This is a genomic window from Micromonospora sp. NPDC048930 (assembly GCF_043197935.1).
Lineage (GTDB): Bacteria > Actinomycetota > Actinomycetes > Mycobacteriales > Micromonosporaceae > Micromonospora.
This window is the reverse complement of record NZ_JBICUB010000004.1, coordinates 38315-58046: the sequence shown is the minus strand read 5'-3', so window position 1 is coordinate 58046 and position 19732 is coordinate 38315. Positions and strand designations below refer to the sequence as shown.

Here is a 19732-nt window from a genome sequence, read left to right as displayed (position 1 = left end):
CCCGAGGCTAACGCCCCGATCGTGGGCTCGGGGTGGGGGTCACGGTCCCCGTCGGGCTGGGCCTCGGATCGGCCCGCTCGTGGTCGCCGCCGGCCGCCGCGTACGCGGCCGCGCCGACCAGCAACAGGGCGATCACCCCGAGCTTGGTGACGACGGCGCGGATCGCCAGCCAGGCGGCGCGCCGGGCGCCCGGGACGACGTTCTTCGCCGCCTTGTAGTCCGTCCAGCCACGCTTCGCGCGGGCGTACGCCGCACCGACGCCGGTGCCGATGGCCAGGCCCACCAGGAGGAGGGCCGCGATGACAGCTTGCTCCACCCACGCCAGTATCCATACTCAGCGTAATATTTCCATGGCCCGATGGTCCCACGCCGGATATCCGACAGTTGGCCGGTTCCAGCCGGATCTTCCGGTATGGACGCCGCGGGTCGGGGGCCGCCCCGGGGCGCTCAGCCGCCCCGGCCGATGATGGTGTCGGCGGTCTGCTGGACCTGGTCGATCGGGATGGCGAAGCCGATGCCGATCGAGCCGCTGCCGTCGATGGTGGCGATGGCCGTGTTCACTCCGACCACCTCACCCCGCGCGTTGACCAGCGGACCACCCGAGTTGCCCGGGTTGATGGAGGCGTCGGTCTGCACCGCGGTGTGCCGGCCGTTGCCGATGCGTACCTGCCGGTTGAGCGCGCTGACGATACCGGCGGTGACCGTGCCGGCCAGGCCGAGCGGCGAGCCGACCGCCAGCACCGGCTCCCCCACCCGGGTGGCGTTCGGCTTGGCGAGCGGCAGCGGCGGGAGCCCGGCCGACGCCGGCACCTTGAGCACCGCCAGGTCGCTGCTCGGCTCCCGTCCCACCACCTCGGCGGGGAACCGGCGGCCGTCCGCGGTCTCCACCGTCACCGGTCCGGAGCCGCCCCGGGCCAGGATGTGGTCGTTGGTGACGATGTGCTGCTCGTGGTCGATCGCGAAGCCGGAGCCGGTGGCCGAGGCGCCCGAGGCGCCGCCGACCATCACCGAGACCACCCCGGGCACGGTCTTCTCGGCCGCGGTGGTCAGCTCCGCCGGCACGGGCGCGGCCGACGCCGCCGCCGGCCCGGGCGCGTCCCGGCCGGCCACCCAGCTGCCGGCCGCCGCGCCGGAGACGGTGGAGAGGGCCACCACCGCCAGCGCGGTCAGCAGCCGGCCGTGCCAGCCCCGCCCGCCCGGGCCCCGCGCCGATCCGGGGACGTCCCAGCGTCCGCGCCCGTCCGGGTCCAGCTCGGGCGAGACGAACCACGGGCCGCGCGGCTCGCCGAGTCCGGTCTGCACTGCCATACCTGACTCCTCACGTGTCGTGCCGTCCTGCCGTTGCCGGTGCCGGGGTTCAGGGCAGCCGGGAGAACCACCGCAGCGATCCGGCGGCCGCGCCCATGGCGAAGACCAGACCCAGGCCGATGAAGCGGGCGGAGATGTCCTGCTTTTCCTTGCGGTAGCCGACCGACGTGCCGATGTCCTCGTAGACGGCGCGCAGCTCGGCGGTGCTGGTCGCCTCGTGGAAGCCGCCCCCGGTCTCCTCGGCCACCGCCTTGAGGGTCTGTCCGTCGACCGGCACCTGGATCGCCCGGCCGCCCCGATCGACGAAGCCCGACGGCGTGCCGAACGAGATGGCGTGCACGGGGACCTTGGCCGCCACGGCCTGGGCGGCGGCCTCCATCGGGTCCATGCCGGAAGTGTTCGCCCCGTCGGAGAGGATGATGATCCGGGCCGGCGGCGGATCCTTGACGGCCTTGGCGTCCAGGCTCTTCACCGCGCCGAGAGAGGTGCTGATCGCCTCGCCGATGGCGGTGCCCTGGACGCCGGTGACCCCTTCGGCGAGCCGCTCGATCCCCTCGTGCAGCGCGTCCCGGTCGGTGCCGGGCGGCACCAGCACCGCCGCGCTGCCGGCGAAGGCGACCAGCCCGACGTTGAACTCGTCCGGCAGGCCGTCGACGAACCGGCGGGCGGCCTCCTTCGCGGCGGTCAGCCGGTCGGGGTCCACGTCGCTGGCGAGCATCGAGGTGGAGACGTCCACCGCCACCATCACGGTGGCCCGTTCCCGGGGCACCCGTACCTCGGCGCTGGGCCGGGCGAAGCCGACCACCAGCAGCGCGAGCATGGCCAGGAAGAGCCCCGCCGGAACGTGCCGGCGCCAGGCCGGCCGCTGCGGCGCGACCCGGTCCAGCAGGCGCAGGTTGGTGAAGCGGACCGCGTACCGGCTCTGCCGGCGCTGCATCATCAGGTACCCGACGACCAGCGCGGCCACGCCGAGCAGCAGCCAGAGCCGGGCGGGCGACTGCCAGGTCACGCGGCACCTCCCCGGGTCGCGGCCGGGGCGGCGGCCAGCCGGCGTTGGGCGTGCACGTGCCGCACGATGTCGGCGCTCCAGTCCCGGTCGGTACGCAGCGCCAGGTGGGTGGCGCCGGACCGACGCAGCGCCTGGCGTACCTGGTCGCGCTGGGCGGCGGCGGCCGCCGCGTACCGCTCGCGCAGGGCCCGGTCGCCGGTCCACACCTCGCGGCGCCGGCCGGTCTCCGGGTCGACCAGGGTGACCAGGCCGACGTCCGGCAGTTCGAGCTCGCGCGGGTCGGTCACCTCGACGGCGAGCACCTGGTGCCGGACGGCGAGCCGGCGCAGCACCGGCTCCCAGGGCGGGGCGGCGTCCGGGTCGTCGGGCAGCCCGTCGAGGAAGTCGGAGACGACCACCACCAGGCCCCGCCGGGTGGCCATCCGCTGCACGCCGGCCAGCCCGTCGAGGAGCGTGGGCGGCGCGGCGGGTTCGTGCTCGTACCCCCCGGCCGACGGCTCCGGGTCGCGGCGCGGGGCCGGACGCGCCGCGCGCGAGTCGTCGTGACGCGGCGCGGTGAGCAGGGCGCGCAGCAGGCCGAGCAGGTGGGTACGCCCGCCCCGGGCCGGAAACCGGCGTACGCCGTCCGGGGCGAGCACCTGCGCGCCGAGGCGGTTGCCGACGCCGGCGGTGAGGAACCCGACCGCCGCCACTGCGGCCACCGCCAGCTCGCGTTTGTCCAACGTGGCCGTGCCGTACTCCATGCTGGGGCTGGCGTCGACCAGCAGCCAGGTGGTCAGCTCCCGGTCGGCGTCGACCTCGCGGACGTGCGGGACGGTGGTCCGGGCGGTGACCGCCCAGTCCATCCGGCGTACCTCGTCCTCGCCGGGCCGGTACTCCCGGCTGCCGGCGGCCTCGCTGCCCGGTCCCGGCAGCAGGCCCCGGTACTGGCCGTGCAGCAGCCCGTCGAGCCGGCGGGTGACGGTCAACTCCAGCCGGCGCAACCGCTGGTCCGGGGCGAGGTCAGCGAGGCCGGGGTCGGGCAGGGTGGGTGCCGCCCGGCGTCTCATGCCGCCGCCAGGTCGGGCGCCGCCTCGGGGTGGTTGGCGACGACCCGGGGTGGCGGCACCGCCTCGATCAACCGGTGGACCACCGTCTCGGCGGAGACGCCGTCGGCCACCGCGTCGAAGGAGAGCACCAGCCGGTGGGCGAGCACGTCGACCGCGAGGTCGCGGACGTCCTCCGGCAGCACGTACTCCCGGCCGCGGATGAGCGCCTGGGCGCGGGCGGCGGCGACCAGGCCGAGGGTGGCCCGCGGGCTCGCCCCGTACGCCAGCAGCGGCGCGAGCTCGGGCAGCCCGAACCGGCCCGGGTCGCGGGTGGCGAGGATGAGCCGGACGACGTACTCGGCGAGCGCGTGGTGGACGAAGACCTGGCCGGCCTGGCGCTGGAGGTTCCGCAGGCGCGCCGGGTCGAGCACCTGCCGGGGCGTCGGCCGCTCGGTGCTCATCCGGTAGAGGATCGCCAGTTCGTCGGCGTCGCTCGGGTAGTCGACCACGATCTTCATGAGGAACCGGTCGCGCTGCGCCTCGGGGAGCTGGTAGACGCCCTCGGACTCGATCGGGTTCTGGGTGGCCAGCACCAGGAACGGGTCGGGCACGGGCCAGCTCCGGCCGCCGATCGAGACCTGCCGCTCGGCCATCGCCTCCAGCAGCGCCGACTGCACCTTCGCCGGCGCGCGGTTGATCTCGTCGGCGAGCACCAGGTTCGCCATGACCGGGCCCAGCTCGACGTCGAAGCTCTCGGTCGAGGCCCGGTAGATCCGGGTGCCGACGATGTCCGACGGGACCAGGTCGGGGGTGAACTGGATGCGGGAGAAGGTGCCGCCGACGACGGTGGCGAGGGTCTGCGCCGCGAGGGTCTTCGCCACTCCCGGCACGCCCTCCAGCAGGCAGTGCCCGTCGGCGACGAGGGCGGTGAGCAGGCGTTCGACAAGGCGATCCTGCCCCACGATCACGCGTTTGACCTCGAAGAGGGTCTGTTCCAGCTCGACGCCGCTCGCGTCGGCATCGACCGGGCTGGGCACGCTGGCCAGGGTGTCCGAGATGTCCGTCACGGTGCTTGCTTCCCGTACCGGTGGTCGGACAAACGTCGGATTATCGGGGCCTCGGCGGTCGATGCGGGACCGGACGGGGACGAGTTCTCCGGGCGGGTCGCAACGGTACGAGCGGGGGCGGTCGGCGCAGGTACGCCCAGACCGGATGGACGGCGGGCGGCGCCCGGCACGGAGCCGGCCCCCGTCGGGGCGGGGGCCGGCTCGGCGCAGCGGGTCAGTTGGCGATGAGGACGTGGAACGGCCGGTCCGCGAAGCCCCCGGAGGAGCTGCGGGTCTGGACGAAGACGGCGTTCGGGATCAGGTAACGGGGCGCGACCGACACCTCGCCGCCCGGCGGGACGTTCGCCGGGTCGTTCGTGCCGATCGTCGCGTTGAACGCCTTGAGGTGGACGTCGTAGTCGAGCGTCACCTGGTACTGCCCGGCGTACTGCCCCGGCAGGTTGCTGGCGAACTTCGTGGCGGCGATGACGTTGCCCGAGTGCTGGAGCAGGGTGCCGTTGCTGCTGACGACGGCCCAGGCGACGGTGCCGGGAGCGGGCGGGGCGAGGGTGGCCCGCATCGCGGCCTTCGCCGCCCGGGACTCGGCGGCGGTCACCGCGGGCTGGTGGCGCGGGCCGGGCTGGCGGACGCCGGACTGCGCGACCTCGGCTCGCGCCTGCGCCGCCGGGTGGGCGGCGGCCGCGATGCCCCCGCCGGCCAGGGTGAGGGTCAGGACGCCGAGTGCCACCATCGCCGCCTTGCGTCTGAGAAATGTGGCCATGACAGGTCTCCCTTTGTGACCGTGATGATCCGGCCGACCCGCGATCAGCGGGCCGGATGACTACCGAATTGAGCCGGACCGGGAAACAGCGGACCCATCGGGGAGGCCCGCCTTTCCTGCACGCACCGTCAGGGCTTACGCTCCTGCTTTTGGCCCGGCTGGGCTGGTCTAACTACGCGGAGTTGCGACGCCTCAACCACGTGGAAGGTAGCACCATAAAAAGCAGGCAGTCAATAGACTGCATTTGTCTCGCGCCATTGGAAAGGCGTACGGATAATTGTGAGAAGTGAATGGGCGATCATTCGTGAAATGGCGTCGGGCACCGCGACCGGCCGCCGGGACGGTACGGTGACTGCCGTGCTCACGACGACCGACGCGGGGCGGGCCGACGTCCGGAGGCGCCGGATCGCGACGGTAGGTTGCTGGCTGGCCGTCACGCCCGGAGCCGCCTGGGGCGTGCTCCGGCTGGCCGGGCTGGAGCGGGGGCCGCTGGTGCAGGCCGTCGCCTTCACCCCGTACGTCGCCGCCGGGTCGCTGGTGCCGCTGGCGCTGGCGCTCGCCCTGCGCCGCCGGGCCGCGGCGGCGGTCGCGGGGGTCGCCGCGCTGGCGCTGCTGGCCGTGGTCGCGCCCCGGGCGGTCGCCTCCGGGCAGCCGGCGGTCGGCGGTCCCACGCTGCGCCTGCTCACCGCCAACCTGCTCTTCGGCCGCGCCGATCCGGCGACGCTGGTCGACCTGGTCCGCACCGGCCGGGTCGACGTGCTCGCCGTGCAGGAGTTCACCCCGCAGGCCGCCGCCGACCTGGACCGGCTCGGGCTGGCCACCCTGCTGCCCTACCGCGCGCTGCACCCCGAGCCCGGCGCCACCGGCTCGGGGCTGTACGCGCGTTACCCGCTCAGCGAGGTCGGGGTCCGGCGCAACCAGGGCTTCGCCTTCCTCCAGGCGTACGGGACCGTGGCGGTGCCGGGCGCGCCACCGCTGCGGGTGGAGTCGGCGCACCCCGCCTCGCCGTACGCCGTCGAGGTGGTGCCGGACTGGTGGACCGACCTGCGGGGGCAGCCGGCCGCCACCCCGGACGGGCGGCTCAGCGTGCTGGCCGGGGACTTCAACGCCACCCTCGACCACGCGCCGCTGCGCGACCTGATCGCCACCGGCTACGTGGACGCGGCGGACGCGGCCGGCGCGGGGCTCGCCGGGACCTGGGGCCCGTACGACGGCGACCGGATCCCGCCGGTCACCATCGACCACGTGCTGGCCGACCGGCGCATCGCGGTCCGGGCGGTCGAGGTGCACCCCCTCCGGGGCAGCGACCATCGGGCCGTCCTCGCCGAGCTGCGCCTGCCGGCTGCGGGCTGACCCGCATACGGCGGCCCGGGGCGGTGCTCAGACCCGGGTCCGGTCCAGGCCGTAGGTGAGCGCGTCGACGAGGGCGTGCCAGGACGCCTCGACCACGTTCGGGTGCACGCCGACGGTGGTCCAGTCCCGGCCGGCGCCGGCGGTCTCCACCAGCACCCGGGTCACCGCGCCGGTGCCGTGGCTGCCCTCCAGGATGCGGACCTTGTAGTCGGCCAGCTCGAAGTCGCGCAGCTCGGGGTAGTGCCGGGCCAGGCCGGTCCGCAGCGCCTCGTCCAGGGCGTTGACCGGGCCGTTCCCCTCGGCGGTGGCGATCACCCGCTCGCCGCGTACCCGGATCTTCACGGTGGCCTCGGAGACCACCGCGCCGTCCTCCCGGTGCTCGACCAGCACCCGGTACGACTCCAGGGTGAACGGGCGGGGCGCGGCGCGGCCGGGCAGCTCGGCCCGGACCAGCAGCTCGAACGAGGCGTCGGCGGCCTCGAACGACCAGCCGCCGGCCTCCAGCTCCTTGACCCGCTTGGTGACCGTGGCGAGCGCCTCCGGATGGCCGGCCAGGTCCAGACCGAGCTCGCGGCTCTTGAGCTCGATGCTGGCCCGGCCGGCCATCTCGGTCACCAGGATCCGCATGTCGTTGCCCACCACCGACGGGTCCACGTGGTTGTAGAGCAACGGGTCGACCTTGATCGCGCTCGCGTGCAGCCCCGCCTTGTGGGCGAAGGCCGCGGCCCCGACGTACGCCTGGTGGGTGTCGGGGGCGATGTTGGCGATCTCGGCGATGGCGTGCGAGACCCGCACCATCTGTTCCAGGCAGCCCTCCGGCAGGACGGGCAGCCCGAGCTTGAGCTGGAGGTTGGCGACGACCGCGAAGATGTCGGCGTTGCCGGGGCGCTCGCCGTACCCGTTGGCGGTGCCCTGGAAGTGCCGGACGCCGGCCTCGACGGCGGCGATGGTGTTGGCGACCGCGCAGCCGGTGTCGTTCTGGCAGTGGATGCCGAGCAGCTCCGGCGCCACGCCGGTACGCGCGGTGACGTCGGCGATGACGGCGGTGACCTGGGACGGCAGCATCCCGCCGTTGGTGTCGCAGAGCACGAACCGCTCCGCCCCGGCGGCGAGCGCCGCCTCCAGCACGGCGGCGGTGTACGCCGGGTCGTACCGGTAGCCGTCGAAGAAGTGCTCCCCGTCGACGAAGACCCGCCGCCCCTGCCCGACCAGGTAGGTCACGGTGTCGCGGATCATCGCCAGGTTCTCCTCGGCGGTGGTCCGCAGCGCCCGCTCGACGTGCCGGAGGTCCGCCTTGGCGACCAGCGCCACGGCCGGGGTCTCCGCGTCCAGCAGCCCACGCACCTGCGGGTCGGCCTCGACCGCCACCCCGGCCTTGCGGGTCGCGCCGAAGGCGACCAGGATCGCGTGCTTCAGCTCCAGTTCGGTGCGGGCCCGCCGGAAGAACTCGGTGTCCTTCGGCACCGCGCCCGGCCAGCCGCCCTCGATGAAGCCGACCCCGAGGTCGTCGAGCAGGCGGGCCACCGCCAGCTTGTCGACCACCGAGTAGCTGAGCCCCTCGCGCTGGGCGCCGTCGCGCAGCGTCGTGTCGTACACCTGGAAGGTCATGGGAGTCCTCTTCTCGAACCTGCGGGGAGCAACAAAAAGACCCCCCGCGGATGCGGGAGGTCTGCGCGCTCGGCGAGAGGGATGCCGGCGCGCTAGCTGCCAATAATCAGGACGGAGCTGGTCACGATGCGTACTCTGCCATCCCGGTCCTGGTTTTGGGAGGGAGAATCCACATGCCGGGACGGTGACGGAGGGTGGGCATACCCGATCGGGGGACGGATCCGCGGCGGAACGCGCCGCTGGTGATCAGCTTCACAACTCATCCGGCCGTCGACGAGCGGAAACCCGGCTGCGGCAGTATCTGGAACCGATCCAGTTAGCGGCCTCGCGCCGCCGACAAGCCGTTGTCAAGGAGGACCTGTGCTCACTGTCGGTGACCGCTTCCCCGAGTACGAACTCACCGCCTGCGTGTCGCTGGACGCCGACAAGGCGTTCGAGACGATCAACCACAAGTCCTACGAGGGCAAGTGGCGCGTGGTCTTCTTCTGGCCGAAGGACTTCACCTTCATCTGCCCGACCGAGATCGCCGAGTTCGGCCGGCTCAACGGCGAGTTCGCCGACCGGGACGCCCAGGTCCTCGGCGTGTCCGTCGACAACGAGTTCGTCCACTACGCCTGGCGCAAGGACCACCCGGACCTGCGCGAGCTGCCCTTCCCGATGCTCAGCGACATCAAGCGCGAGCTGACCGCCGCCTGCGGCGTGCTCGGCGAGGACGGCGTCGCCCAGCGGGCCACCTTCATCGTCGACCCGAACAACGAGATCCAGTTCGTCATGGTCACCGCCGGTTCGGTCGGCCGGAACGTCTCCGAGGTGCTGCGGGTGCTGGACGCGCTGCAGACCGACGAGCTCTGCCCGTGCAACTGGAACAAGGGCGGCGCCACCCTGGACGCCAACGCGCTGCTCGCGGGCGCCGGGGCCTGACCATGGGGCTGGACGCGGTCAAGGCGGCTCTGCCCGAGTACGCCAAGGACATCAAGCTCAACCTCGGCTCCACCGTCGGCACCTCGACGCTGAAGCCGGAGCAGGCCTGGGGCACCGCCCTGGCCTGCGCGGTCGCCGCGCGCAACCCGGTGGTGCTGCGGGAGGTCGCCGCCGAGGCGGCCGAGCACCTCACCCCGGAGGCGGTCGAGGCGGCCAAGGGCGCGGCCACGATCATGGCGATGAACAACATCTACTACCGGGCCAAGCACCTGATCGGTGACGAGCAGTACGCCTCGATGCCGGCCCGGCTGCGGATGCAGATCATCGCCCGGCCGGGCGTGGAGAAGGGCGACTTCGAGCTCTGGTGCCTCGCCGTCTCGGCGATCACCGGGTGCGGTGTCTGCCTGGAGTCGCACGAGAAGACCCTGCGGGCCGCGGGCTTCACCCGGGAGCAGGTGCACGAGGGGCTGCGCATCGCGGCCGTCGTGCACGCCGCGGCGGTCGCGCTCGACGTGGAGGCCGCGCTGGCCTGAGCCGCGGGTGTATCGATCTCCGCACCGGGGTAGCAAGGGATCCGACAGGCACATCCCCCGAGAAAGTCGAGAAAGGGAGTGGACGCTGTGGAGCGGCTCGACCCTCGAACGACCCACGGGACGCCGGACCCGCTGACCCAGGGTGGTCAGGGCGCCTTCGCGGGCGGCGCGCCCGCCGGGCGCTTCGATCCGTGGAGCTACCGGGACGAGGCCGGGGTGACCGGCATCGACCTGGTCGGCTACAAGGTGGAGGCGAGTGACGGCGGTATCGGCAAGGTGGACCGGGCCAGCCACGAGGTGAACTCCAGTTACCTGGTGGTGGACACCGGTCCGTGGATCTTCGGCAAGAAGGTCATGCTGCCGGCCGGCACCGTCAACCACGTCGACCACGACGAGCGGAAGGTCTACGTCGACCGGAGCAAGGACCAGATCAAGGCCGCGCCCGAGTACGACGAGGCTACCGACACGGATCCGGCGTACCGGGACAAGCTCGGCGGGTACTACGACGACACCTACTCGTCGATCCCGCCGGGTACCGCCCGGTAACGGAGAACCTGCGCAGGCGGCCGGCGGGGCACACCGGTGCCCCGCCGGCCGTTACCGTGTCAGGGATGGACGCGACCGACACACCCAGCCGGAACCGGTTCCCCGCTCTGTTCAACTTCCGCGACGTCGGCGGCCTGACCGGACACGGCGGGCGCCGGGTCCGCCGGGGCCGGCTCTACCGCTCCGACTCCCTGCACCGGATCGACGAGACCGACCGGGCGGCGTTCGCCGCCCTCGGCATCCGCACCGTCATCGACCTGCGCCGCCCCACCGAGGTGGCCCGCGACGGCCGGGTGCCGGCGTACGACGGGCTCAGCTACCGGCACATCCACCCGGAGCACGAGGACTGGGCCGAGCAGCAGTACGAGCCGGGCAGCGACCTGGCCCGCTACCTCGCCGACCGGTACGCCGACCTGGCCCGGACCGGCACCGCCGGGCTGGCCGAGGCGGTCGGCCTGATCGCCGACAGCGCCAACGCGCCGGTGGTGGTGCACTGCGTCGCCGGCAAGGACCGCACCGGCATCGTCTGCGGGCTCACCCTCGCGGTGCTCGGTGTCGCCGACGAGGACATCGCCGCCGACTACGCGCTGAGCACCGAGGCGTCCGAGCGGTTCCACGCCTGGGTCGTCTCCACCATGCCGGACGCTCCGGAGCTGCCGGCGCCGTACCTCGCCTCCCCGGTCGGGGCGATGAGGACCTTCCTCGCCGAACTGCGCGAGGGGTACGGCTCGGTGGAGGGCTACCTGCGGCACGCCGGGGTGACCGACGCGCAACTGGCGGCGCTCCGCGCCCACCTGCTCGACTAGTACTCCAGCCGTAGATCGTGACCTTGCTGGTGGGGCCTTCTATCCGAGCGTGAGCATCGCCTCGGTGACCTCGCCGACCGCCGCGTCGGGGATCGCAGTGGCAGCCTCCTCGAGGACGAGCAGCCGCGCCCCGGGGATCTCGCGCGCGAGCGCCTCGCCGTTCCCGACGGGGAAGAACCGGTCGCGGCGGCCGTGGACGACGAGCGTGGGCACCCCGATCTCGGGCAGCCGCTCACGCCAGCGTGGTGTGCAGTCGAGCCTGGAGAACACCATGCCCAGCTGGTTGGCCATCTGGACCGCTGGTGCCGTGCCGGGCGTGCGGTCCCAGATGCGCGCAGCGATTGCGCGCGCGGCGACGGGGTCGTCGCCGCGGATCTCCGCGCCGGCGGCGGCGAACTCCGCAACCGCCTCGCGGTCGCTCCAGTCGGGCATCGGACGCGCGAACAGCCGGCTCATCGTCGCCTGGTCATGGTCGGGGAGGTCATCGTCGGGCGGGCCAGGGGCAACCGCGCGGGTGCCGACCAGGGTGAGCGCCGAGAACGCGCCCGGATGATCCAGCACGGCCACCTGGGCGACCATCCCGCCGACGCCGATCCCCGCGAGGTGCGCAGGCCCCCCGCCGAGCGCGTCAGCAAGAGCCGCCGCGTCGGCGGCGAGGCCGCGCAGGGTGTAGGCGGGCGCCTCCGGATCCGTCGTTGTCGACTCCCCGCTGTCGCGCAGGTCGTAGCGCACCACCCGGCGCCCGCCGACGGCAAGGCGCTCACACAGCGCGTCGGGCCAGGAGAGCATTGTCGTCCCGCCCGCGAGCAGGACGAGTGGTGCGTCGTCGTCACCGAACGACTCAATGCCCACGGCGATCTCATTGACGTTGACAGTGGTCATCGGATCACCGGGAGACGTCGTAGGTCAGGTGCGTCGCGGTCGATGTCGAGATCACGCTGCGCTGCACCAGCGTGCGGGGCGGTCCGCCGGTGAACAGTGGTGTCCCGGCGCCCAGCACGATGGGCGCGAGGTGCAGCGTCAGCGCGTCGACCAGCCCGGCGTCGAACGCCGAACGGATCACGGCGCCGCCACCCATGATGATGACGTCGAGGTCCTTGCCGCTGTCCGACGACGCCGCCTCGGCTCGCTCGCGCGCGGCGGTGACGGCGTCGGGCAGACCGGTGGTGATGAACGTCCAGTCGAGGTTGGTGGTGCGCACCGACTCTGGCGGCGAGCTCGTCACGACCACGAACGCGGGCTTGCCGACCTCGCCGGCGCCGTAGCCGGACGTGTCGTCCCAGCCTTTCGGCCCGTCGACCACGTCGAAGAGGTGGCGGCCGAGGACGACGGCGCCCGAGCGGACGGTCGCCTCGCGCAGGACCCGGCGGTCGTCGGGGTCGTCGGAAAACGCCCACGTGTGCAGGGCCTCGCCGCCGGTTCCCAGACCGTTGTCCGGGCTGGGGTCGGGCCCGGTGACGAAGCCGTCGAGAGAGACCGAGATGTCAGCGATGATTCGAGTCATGCCAGGGCAGACCCGATCCGCCGCCCAAACTCATCGCTCAGGCCAGCTCGACCAGCGGGAAGGCCCGGTGCCGCCGGGGCGGCACCAGGAAGTTCTGCCGCCGGGTGCAGGTCAGGAAGCGTTCCAGACCGTTGTCCTGCTCGGCCACCCGGTGCTTGCGGGCCAGGTCCACCGCGGCCTGGCTGCGCCGCATCCGGGCGAAGAAGTCCGCGGTCGGCACGAAGATGCTGAAGTGCAGCTTCGGCTGGCTGCTGCCGTCCGGCACGTCCAGCGGGTCGAAGCCCGGGCCGTCCACGCGCAGGTGCATCGGGGTGCCGTCCGGGGCGCGGGAGCTGCGCTGGAGGGTGGAGAGGTGGCCCATCCGCCGCTCGCCCCGGGGCAGGCCGACGCCCCGCGCGGTCCGCTCCGCGTAGTCCGGCCCGCGGTTCTCCGCCGGCAGGAAGGACGGCCCGCCACCGTCGGTGAGCTGGTCGGCGTTGCCGGGATGCACCGGCGGCGCGTGGAACATGTACTGCACCCGCTTGGTGAAGTTGCCGTTCTCGCTGGGCGGGGTGTCCGCCGAGGCCATGTCGTAGAACTGGAGCATGTCGAGGATGACGTGCGACAGGTGCTGGATGCCGCCGTTGTCCAGGTAGTCGCCGGGACGGGCGGTGGTGAGCCGGGCCGAGGCGTTGCCGGCGAAGGTGCAGATCGCCGGCGGTCCCGAGGCGTTGGCCTGCTGGTCGGAGAAGCCCATCCACATCGGGGAGTCGGGCTGGATGAACCGGGCGTACGGCAGGTGGTTCTGCTCGGCCACCGACCGGGGTAGGCCGACCTGGGTGAACATGTGCCGGCTGGAGGTGACGGTGAGCAGCCCGGCGAAGGCCGGGGACGGCGTCGGCCGGCCGGCCAGCGTGCCGCTGCCGTCGAACCAGGCCAGCACCTCCTGGATCACCGCCGCCCGGTCGCTGCGGAAGGTGAAGAGCAGGTCGTTCTGCTCGATCCGGACCGGCACGGTGAACCGCTTCTTGGTGACCCCCGGGTTGTCCGGGTGGACGTCGGTCGGGGCCGGCTCGGCCTCCTCCAGCACCGATCGGGACGGGTCGGCCAGCAGCTTCGGCAGGTGCGCGCCGACCAGGTCGCCGGTGAGCCCGCCGGGCAGCCGGCGGAAGTACGGCAGCCCGTACGACACGAAGGTCATCAGGCCGGCCGCGCCGAACGGGTACCGGGACTCCAGCGCGGCCAGCACCCTCGCCAGCTCGCGCTGGTCGTCGCGGTTCGGCGCGCGGCCCAGCGCGGCGGTCAGGTAGACCGTGTGCACCGGCGGCATGACGAACGGACCGCCGGTCGGTGAGGTCTGCTCCGGCGCGCTGAACCGGGCGACGTCGAACTGGATGTCGGGCAGCTCCGCTCCCCCGTCCGCCGCCGCGGGGCGGGCCGGGGTGCGGGCGTTCGCCGAGCAGGCGGCCAGTGCCGAGGCGGCCATGGCCAGGGCGCCACCGGCCAGCATGGTGCGCCGGCTGAGGCGGGGTTCGCCGTCCATCGCCTCAGCTCGACCGGCCGAGCGCGGCGCGCAGCGCCACGCCCAGCTCCTCGTCGCCCGGGGCGGTCAACCGCGCCGTCTGGCCGGTGTCGCCGACGAAGCCCTCCCGCGCGCCGCCGTTGCGGGTCGGGGTGACCAGCACGTCGTCGCCGTCCTGCTCGACGTCGACGTGCAGGGTGCCCTTGGCGTACGTGGCCCAGGAGCGCAGACCCAACGCGGCGAGGATCGGGGCGAACGGCGACGGCCCGTTCCGCAGGTCCGGGGTGGGGACCCCACTGCGCGAGGCGTCCAGCATGCGGCGCACCGCCGCCCCCAGCTCCTTGTCCCCGGCGTCGGCGTCGAGGAGGTCGAAGGCGCCGTTGGCGATCCACATGCCGTCGGTGGTGAGCGAGGAGGAGTGCGCGACGTACCGACCTCTGCGCAGGTCGAGTGCGGCGGTTCTGGTCATGGGTGTCCTCTGTCGACCGGGGGACGTCCCAGCGTACCCGTGGGACGTCCCCCCGGGCTGGCTACATCACGATGACCCGGACGGTCACGCCCTTCTGGGCGCCGTACTGGATTATCTGGTTCAGCGCGTTCTGTTGGGCCGCGGTGGCCCCGCGCGGGACCACGATCTCCAGTTCTCTCGCCGCGACCTGGCCCGGCCTGATGGTGACGCCGTCGAAGCTGACCGGGTTGCTCTTGGCGAAGCCCGCCGCCTTGTCCACGTAGCCCTTGAGCCGGCTGGTCAGCTTCGCCGCGGACTGGTACGTCTTGGCCCCCAGGTCGACGCTCTTGATGCTGGTCGCGGTGCCGTTGGCGAACCGGTCGATGGTCGGGAAGCTGCGCGGCAGGTTGCCGCCGAGCTTCGCCTCGATGGCCAGGCCCCGCTCGAACTGGCCGAGTTTCCACACCGAGCTGCCGGCCTTGAGCCACGCCCCGGCCCCGCCGGTGAGGCCGCCGATCGCGGCGCCGATGGCGAAGTCCTTGAGCGCGTCGCCCCAGCTGTACTTGCGCCCGGTCAGCGCCGAGATGCCGGCCCCGATGCCGACGGACGTGGCGCCGCCGACCAGGGCCCCGATGACGATGGCCACGCAGATCGGGCAGTCGCCGTTGGGGTCGGAGAGGTTGACCGGGTCGTTGAGGGCGTAGCCGTAGAGGTTGGCGCTGCCGCCGCCGAAGCCGGCCGGATCCTGGCTGAGGAAGCGGCCCGTCTCGGGGCTGTACCAGCGGGCCCGGTTGTAGAGCAGGCCGGTGTCCGGGTCCCGCTCGCGGCCGGTGAACTGCTGGGTGTTGCCGCTGGCCGCGCCGCTGGCGGTGACCGCGCCGAACGGGTCGTAGGCGTACTGGGTGGTGAGCGTGCCGGCGGAGTCGGCCAGGCCGAGCACGCTGCCCAGCGCGTCGGTGATCGGCACCCGGGCACCGGCGCCGTCGGTGCGGACCAGGGTCTGGTCGAGCCCGGCGGTGAGCCGGTCGGCGACGCTCGCGCCGACCTGCTCCCGGATCAGGTTCGGTCCGTCGTAGAGGAACCCGGTGGTGACGCCGCCGACGGTACGGCTGGCCAGCCGCCCGGCCGCGTCGTAGCCGTAGGTCGCGCTCAGCCCCGGCCCGGTCACCCCGGCCAGCTCGCCGCGGGCGTTCCAGGTGTAGCCGAGCACCCCGTCGCCGGTGAGGTTGCCCTCGTCGTCGTAGCTGAACGTCCGGTCGCCCCGGGCGGTCAGCCGGTTCGCGGCGTCGTAGCTGGCCGGCGGGCCGGTGCTGGGGATGGTGACGTGGGCGAGGCTGCCGGTCAGGTCCGCCACCCGCCCGGCCGCGTCGTACGCGTAGCCGAGGTTGCCGATCGGCACCCCGCCGGCGCTCTCGTACGACATCCCGGTGAGCTGCGAGGCCGCGTCGTACGCGTACCGGGTGACCACGCCGGCCTGCTCGACGCGGTCGGTACGGCCGGCCGCGTCCCGGTGCCAGGTGGCGGTTGTGCCGCCCTGGGTGATCCGCTCGACCAGGCCGGTGGCGTCGTAGCCGTACTCGATGGCGGGCTGCCCCGGCACCGTCATCCCGGATCGCCGACCCGCGGCGTCGTAGGAGTAGCCGACCGTGCCGGCCGGGCTGGTCACGCTGGTCACCTGGTCGAGATCGTTCCAGGCGAGGCTGATCACCCCGCCGGCCGAGTCGTCGATCGTGGTCAGCCGGTCCAGCGTGTCGTAGCCGAACCGCTTGGTGCTCTCGTAGTTCGGGCCGGCCGTGGCGCCGTACCCGATGAAGGTGGTCCGGCCGAGCGCGTCGTACTCGGTGACCGTGGTCTTCCCCCGCCGGTCGGTGGCGGAGACCACCCGGCCCAGCAGGTCGTACGCCTGGGTGGCCTGCTTGCCCAGCGGATCGGTGACGGTGACCGGCCGGTCCGCGCTGTCGTACGCGACGGTGGTGCTGTTGCCGCGCGGGTCGGTGACCTTCGTCAGGTTGCCGTTGCCGTCGTACTCGAAGGTGGTGCTGCGGCCCAGGCCGTCGGTGCTGCTGACGATCTGGTTGTCCGGGTCGTAGCGGACCTGCTCCAGCACGCCCTGCGCGTCGGTCACCGCCACCGGCCGGCCGACCGCGTCGACGAAGCTGCGGGTGGTGCGGCCGAGCGGGTCGGTCACCGCGACCAGGTCGCCCTGCTCGTAGGTGTAGCGGGTGGTGTTGCCGAGCGGGTCGGTGGACGAGGTGACCTGGCCGGCGCCGTTGTAGGTGTACCGCCGGGTCCGGCCGGCCGCGTCGGTCGCGGCCACCAGGTTGCCGGCGTCGTCGTACTCCATCCGGGTGGTCCGGCCCTGGTCGTCGGTGACCGAGGTGAGCTGCCGGTACGACCCGCCGGAGGTGACCGTGGCGGACTGCGCGGCGGCCGTGCCGGCGAGCGCGGTGACCGAGTTCAGGTCGCCGTTCGGGCCGTATCCGAGGCTGGTGCGCCGGCCGTACGGGTCGACCAGCGCGGTCGGCAGGTGGGTGGCCGGGTCGCGGGTGGTGGTGGAGGTGCGCTCGTGGGCGGTGCCGGCCGCCGTGGTCTCCGCGACCACCCGGCGGTCGCCGTCGAAGCTGGTCTCCCGGACGCTGCCGTCCGGCTCGGTGACCGCGGTCCTCACCACCTTGCCGGCCGCGTCGGTGGTGTACGCGAACCCGTAGGTGACCCCGCCGGGCATGCTCTGGCTGGCCACCCGCCCGTTGGCGTCGTAGGTGTTGGTCAGGTACGTGATGCCCCGGGCGTCGGTGACCGTGGTCATCCGGTGCGCGCTGTCGTAGGTGTAGGTGGTGGTCCGGCCGCCGGGCGAGGTGACCGAGGTCAGCCGGCCGGAGCTGTCGTAGCCGTACTGGACGACGCGGCCGGCGTTGTCCTCCGCGCGGGTGACCCGGCCGCTGGTGTAGGCGAGCTTGATCCAGCGGCCGTTCGGCGAGGTGATCTGCGTGATGTCGCCGGACTGCCCGCCGCTGGAGCGGGTCAGGGTGATCTGGTTGCCGTGCCGGTCCCGGATCGCCTGCAACGGCGCGTTCTCGCCGAAGACGTAGGTCATCCCGTCGGTGCGGACCAGGTCCCAGCCGTCTCCGTTCCAGCTCATCACCGCGTCCCGGAACGGTCCGGTGGTGTTCACCGCCTTGAAGACGGCGTCCGTCCAGCCGGTGCCGGGGCTGATCCGGTCGAAGTGGACCTTCCCGCTGTCCGGCAGCACCAGGTCGGCCTGGACGTACTGCTGCTCGGAGTAGATGAAGATGCCGTACTCGAAGTTGGCGCCGATGCCGAACTCGCGGGAGATGGTGTCGTTCTGCCGGTAGGTGCGGGTGATCGAGATGGGCAGCACGTCGTTGACCACGAGGTCGGTGTGCTCGTCGACGAAGAGCCCGCTGGCCAGGTCGACCGGGTCGCCGCCGGAGTCGCCGTCCTCGCCGGGGCCGGACCCGGCCGGGCGCTTGCCGCTGCCGTTGAACATGGCCCCGGTGAACTCCCAGACCCGCACGTCCGGGTCGGGCACGATCTGCCGGCCGTCCGGGCTGACCGTGCCGTGGCCGTAGATGTACCAGCCGGCCTCCGCGCCGGTCACCGCGCAGACCGCGGGCGCCCGCACCGCCTTGGTGGGCTTCTTCGGGTACGACTTCACCGGCGCCTTGGTGCACGGCACCCGGCCCGGGTCGTAGTCCCAGAAGTCCAGCCGGCTGCCCGGCGCCAGGCCCTGGGTGTTCGGGTAGATGATCTGCGCGCCCTCCGGCAGGATCACCGAGCCGCCGGGCTGCACGGTGAAGTAGACCGGGGTGCGGACCCCGACCGGCAGCGGGAACGGCGGCTGGTCCACCGGGATCGCGGTGATGGACAGCTCGGTGACCCGCTTGCCGGCCCGGTCCCGGATCACGCTGCCCTTGGGCAGCCGCACCTCGAAGCCGGGGATCGCCGGGGTGGTGATGACGGTCTGCTGCCGCGTCGGGGACGGGATGCGGACGGCGTGCGCGGTGTCCAACCGGGTCATCCAGATCGGGTACGACAGCTCGACCGTCTCGCCGGCCCGCAGGTCCACCCCGGTCTCGAAGCGGCCGAAGGCGCGGCCCGGGCTGCTCGCGGTCGCCCCGTCGATGACCAGCACCTGGTGTCCGGCGGTGAGCCCGGTGAGCAGGAACCGGCCGGTGGCGTCGGTGCGGGTGGCATGGCGGCCGACGGAGAGGGTGACCCCCGGCAGCGGCTTGCCGTTGAGCAGCAGCGCCTGACCGGCGAGGGCGGTGACCCCCGGCTCGGCCCGCAGTGCCGGCTGGACCTCGGCGTACGCGCCGGTGCGGTGGGCCGCCCAGTCCTCGCCGGACAGGTTGAACCGGTCCGGGACCCACGTCTCGGTGACGTCGGCCGGAGCGGTCTTCGGGCTCGTCCCCGTGCTGCTGGCGGTGAGCGCGGCGGGCAGCCGCACCTCGGCGGTGATGCTGCCGACGTACGTCGTCTCGCCGTTGACCAGGATGGTGTAGGTGCCGGCCACCGGCAGGGTGAGCGAGCTGAAGGTGCAGCTGTCGCCGCAGTACGTGTTGCTGCTCAGCGACGAGCCGTCCGGCTTGCGGACCAGCGCCCGCGCGTTGTAGTGACCGTAGGTGCCGGCCGTCATGGCGACGGTGACCACCTGCCCGGCGCCGGCCGGGAAGGAGATCACGGCGTTCTGCCCAGGCACGGTGGTGGTGACGGTGACCGGGCCGCCCCCGGGAGTGGTGCTCGCGGTGGCGTCGGCCGGCACGTCGTGCACCTTGACGGTGAGGGCGCCGACCACCGCCACCTCGGGGTCGACCAGCACCGTGTAGGTGCCGGCCACCGGCAGGCTGGTCACGTCGAAGAAGCAGGACGCCCCGCACGAGCCGTTCGAGGCGACCGTGGTGCCGTCCGGCTTGCGCAGCACCACCGTCGCGTCGTACGTCCCGTACGTGCCGCCGCTCAGCTGCAGCGACACGCGCTGCCCGGCGGTGGCCGGGAAGGACACCACGCCGTTCTGCCCCGGCACGGTGGTGGTGACGGTGACCGCCGCGCCGCCCGGCGTGGTGCTGCCGGTCACGTCGGCCGGGACGTCGTTCACCTTGACCGTCAGGGCGCCGGTGACCGCGACCTCCGGATTCACCAGCACGGTGTACGTCCCCGCGACGGCGAGGGTGGTGGCGTCGAAGAAGCAGGACGCCCCGCACGAGCCGTTCGAGGCGACCGTCGTGCCGTCCGGCTTGCGCAGCACCACCGTCGCGTCGTACGTCCCGTACGTGCCGCCGCTCAGCTGCAGCGACACGCGCTGCCCGGCGGTGGCCGGGA

17 protein-coding genes are annotated in these 19732 nt (G+C 73.2%); 5 read left to right on the top strand and 12 right to left on the bottom strand.

Going from position 1 to position 19732, the window contains the following annotated elements:
* Positions 1 to 7: 7 nt before the first annotated feature.
* The 6 genes from ACGFI9_RS12390 to ACGFI9_RS12365 form a co-directional block, all read right to left on the bottom strand.
* The gene (locus tag ACGFI9_RS12390; protein ID WP_393178027.1) at positions 8 to 316 is read right to left on the bottom strand and encodes a hypothetical protein; all 309 of its coding nucleotides are present in this window, start codon (positions 314 to 316) and stop codon (positions 8 to 10) included.
* 131 nt (positions 317 to 447) lie between these two features.
* The gene (locus tag ACGFI9_RS12385; protein ID WP_393178025.1) at positions 448 to 1308 is read right to left on the bottom strand and encodes a S1C family serine protease; all 861 of its coding nucleotides are present in this window, start codon (positions 1306 to 1308) and stop codon (positions 448 to 450) included.
* A gap of 49 nt (positions 1309 to 1357) precedes the next feature.
* Entirely contained in the window at positions 1358 to 2317 is a 960-nt protein-coding gene (locus tag ACGFI9_RS12380; RefSeq protein ID WP_393178023.1) for a VWA domain-containing protein, read from the bottom strand.
* Positions 2314 to 3366, bottom strand: a complete 1053-nt coding sequence (locus ACGFI9_RS12375; protein ID WP_393178021.1) for a DUF58 domain-containing protein — start codon at positions 3364 to 3366, stop codon at positions 2314 to 2316. Before ACGFI9_RS12375 ends, ACGFI9_RS12380 begins: the two co-directional genes overlap by 4 nt.
* Positions 3363 to 4412, bottom strand: a complete 1050-nt coding sequence (locus tag ACGFI9_RS12370) for an AAA family ATPase (protein ID WP_393178018.1) — start codon at positions 4410 to 4412, stop codon at positions 3363 to 3365. Before ACGFI9_RS12370 ends, ACGFI9_RS12375 begins: the two co-directional genes overlap by 4 nt.
* 214 nt (positions 4413 to 4626) lie before the next feature.
* Positions 4627 to 5172 carry a hypothetical protein gene (locus ACGFI9_RS12365; RefSeq protein ID WP_393178016.1) on the bottom strand — a complete coding sequence of 182 codons (546 nt, stop codon included), beginning with the start codon at positions 5170 to 5172 and terminating at the stop codon, positions 4627 to 4629.
* A gap of 405 nt (positions 5173 to 5577) precedes the next feature.
* Between ACGFI9_RS12365 and ACGFI9_RS12360 the strand changes: the two genes are divergently transcribed.
* Complete coding sequence (locus ACGFI9_RS12360) at positions 5578 to 6525, top strand: endonuclease/exonuclease/phosphatase family protein (protein WP_393178460.1); 948 nt, start codon at positions 5578 to 5580, stop codon at positions 6523 to 6525.
* Between the two features lie 27 nt (positions 6526 to 6552).
* Here the strand turns inward: ACGFI9_RS12360 and cimA are convergent, their stop codons facing one another.
* Positions 6553 to 8133, bottom strand: coding sequence for a citramalate synthase (gene cimA / locus ACGFI9_RS12355; protein WP_393178014.1), 1581 nt, complete (start codon positions 8131 to 8133; stop codon positions 6553 to 6555).
* 360 nt (positions 8134 to 8493) lie between these two features.
* Between cimA and ACGFI9_RS12350 the strand changes: the two genes are divergently transcribed.
* The 4 genes from ACGFI9_RS12350 (at position 8494) to ACGFI9_RS12335 (ending at position 10939) form a co-directional block, all read left to right on the top strand.
* Positions 8494 to 9054: a peroxiredoxin gene (locus ACGFI9_RS12350; protein ID WP_393178012.1), complete on the top strand. Its 561-nt coding sequence runs from the start codon at positions 8494 to 8496 to the stop codon at positions 9052 to 9054.
* 2 nt (positions 9055 to 9056) lie between these two features.
* Complete coding sequence (locus ACGFI9_RS12345; protein WP_393178010.1) at positions 9057 to 9587, top strand: carboxymuconolactone decarboxylase family protein; 531 nt, start codon at positions 9057 to 9059, stop codon at positions 9585 to 9587.
* Positions 9588 to 9674: 87 nt separating this feature from the next.
* Positions 9675 to 10133, top strand: coding sequence for a PRC-barrel domain-containing protein (locus ACGFI9_RS12340; RefSeq protein WP_393178008.1), 459 nt, complete (start codon positions 9675 to 9677; stop codon positions 10131 to 10133).
* Positions 10134 to 10198: 65 nt separating this feature from the next.
* On the top strand, positions 10199 to 10939 hold the full coding sequence (locus ACGFI9_RS12335) for a tyrosine-protein phosphatase (protein ID WP_393178006.1): 741 nt from the start codon (positions 10199 to 10201) through the stop codon (positions 10937 to 10939).
* A gap of 39 nt (positions 10940 to 10978) precedes the next feature.
* Here ACGFI9_RS12335 and ACGFI9_RS12330 read toward each other — a convergent pair whose 3' ends face one another.
* From ACGFI9_RS12330 to ACGFI9_RS12310, 5 genes are all read right to left on the bottom strand, one after another.
* Complete coding sequence (locus tag ACGFI9_RS12330) at positions 10979 to 11821, bottom strand: alpha/beta fold hydrolase (RefSeq protein WP_393178004.1); 843 nt, start codon at positions 11819 to 11821, stop codon at positions 10979 to 10981.
* A gap of 4 nt (positions 11822 to 11825) precedes the next feature.
* The gene (locus ACGFI9_RS12325; RefSeq protein ID WP_393178002.1) at positions 11826 to 12443 is read right to left on the bottom strand and encodes a dihydrofolate reductase family protein; all 618 of its coding nucleotides are present in this window, start codon (positions 12441 to 12443) and stop codon (positions 11826 to 11828) included.
* Positions 12444 to 12480: 37 nt separating this feature from the next.
* Positions 12481 to 13965 (bottom strand): hypothetical protein, encoded by a 1485-nt coding sequence (locus tag ACGFI9_RS12320; RefSeq protein ID WP_393178000.1) that lies wholly within the window; start codon positions 13963 to 13965, stop codon positions 12481 to 12483.
* Between the two features lie 4 nt (positions 13966 to 13969).
* Entirely contained in the window at positions 13970 to 14413 is a 444-nt protein-coding gene (locus tag ACGFI9_RS12315; RefSeq protein ID WP_393177998.1) for a hypothetical protein, read from the bottom strand.
* A 61-nt stretch (positions 14414 to 14474) separates the two neighbouring features.
* Entirely contained in the window at positions 14475 to 19709 is a 5235-nt protein-coding gene (locus tag ACGFI9_RS12310; RefSeq protein WP_393177996.1) for an RHS repeat-associated core domain-containing protein, read from the bottom strand.
* Positions 19710 to 19732 lie beyond the last annotated feature (23 nt).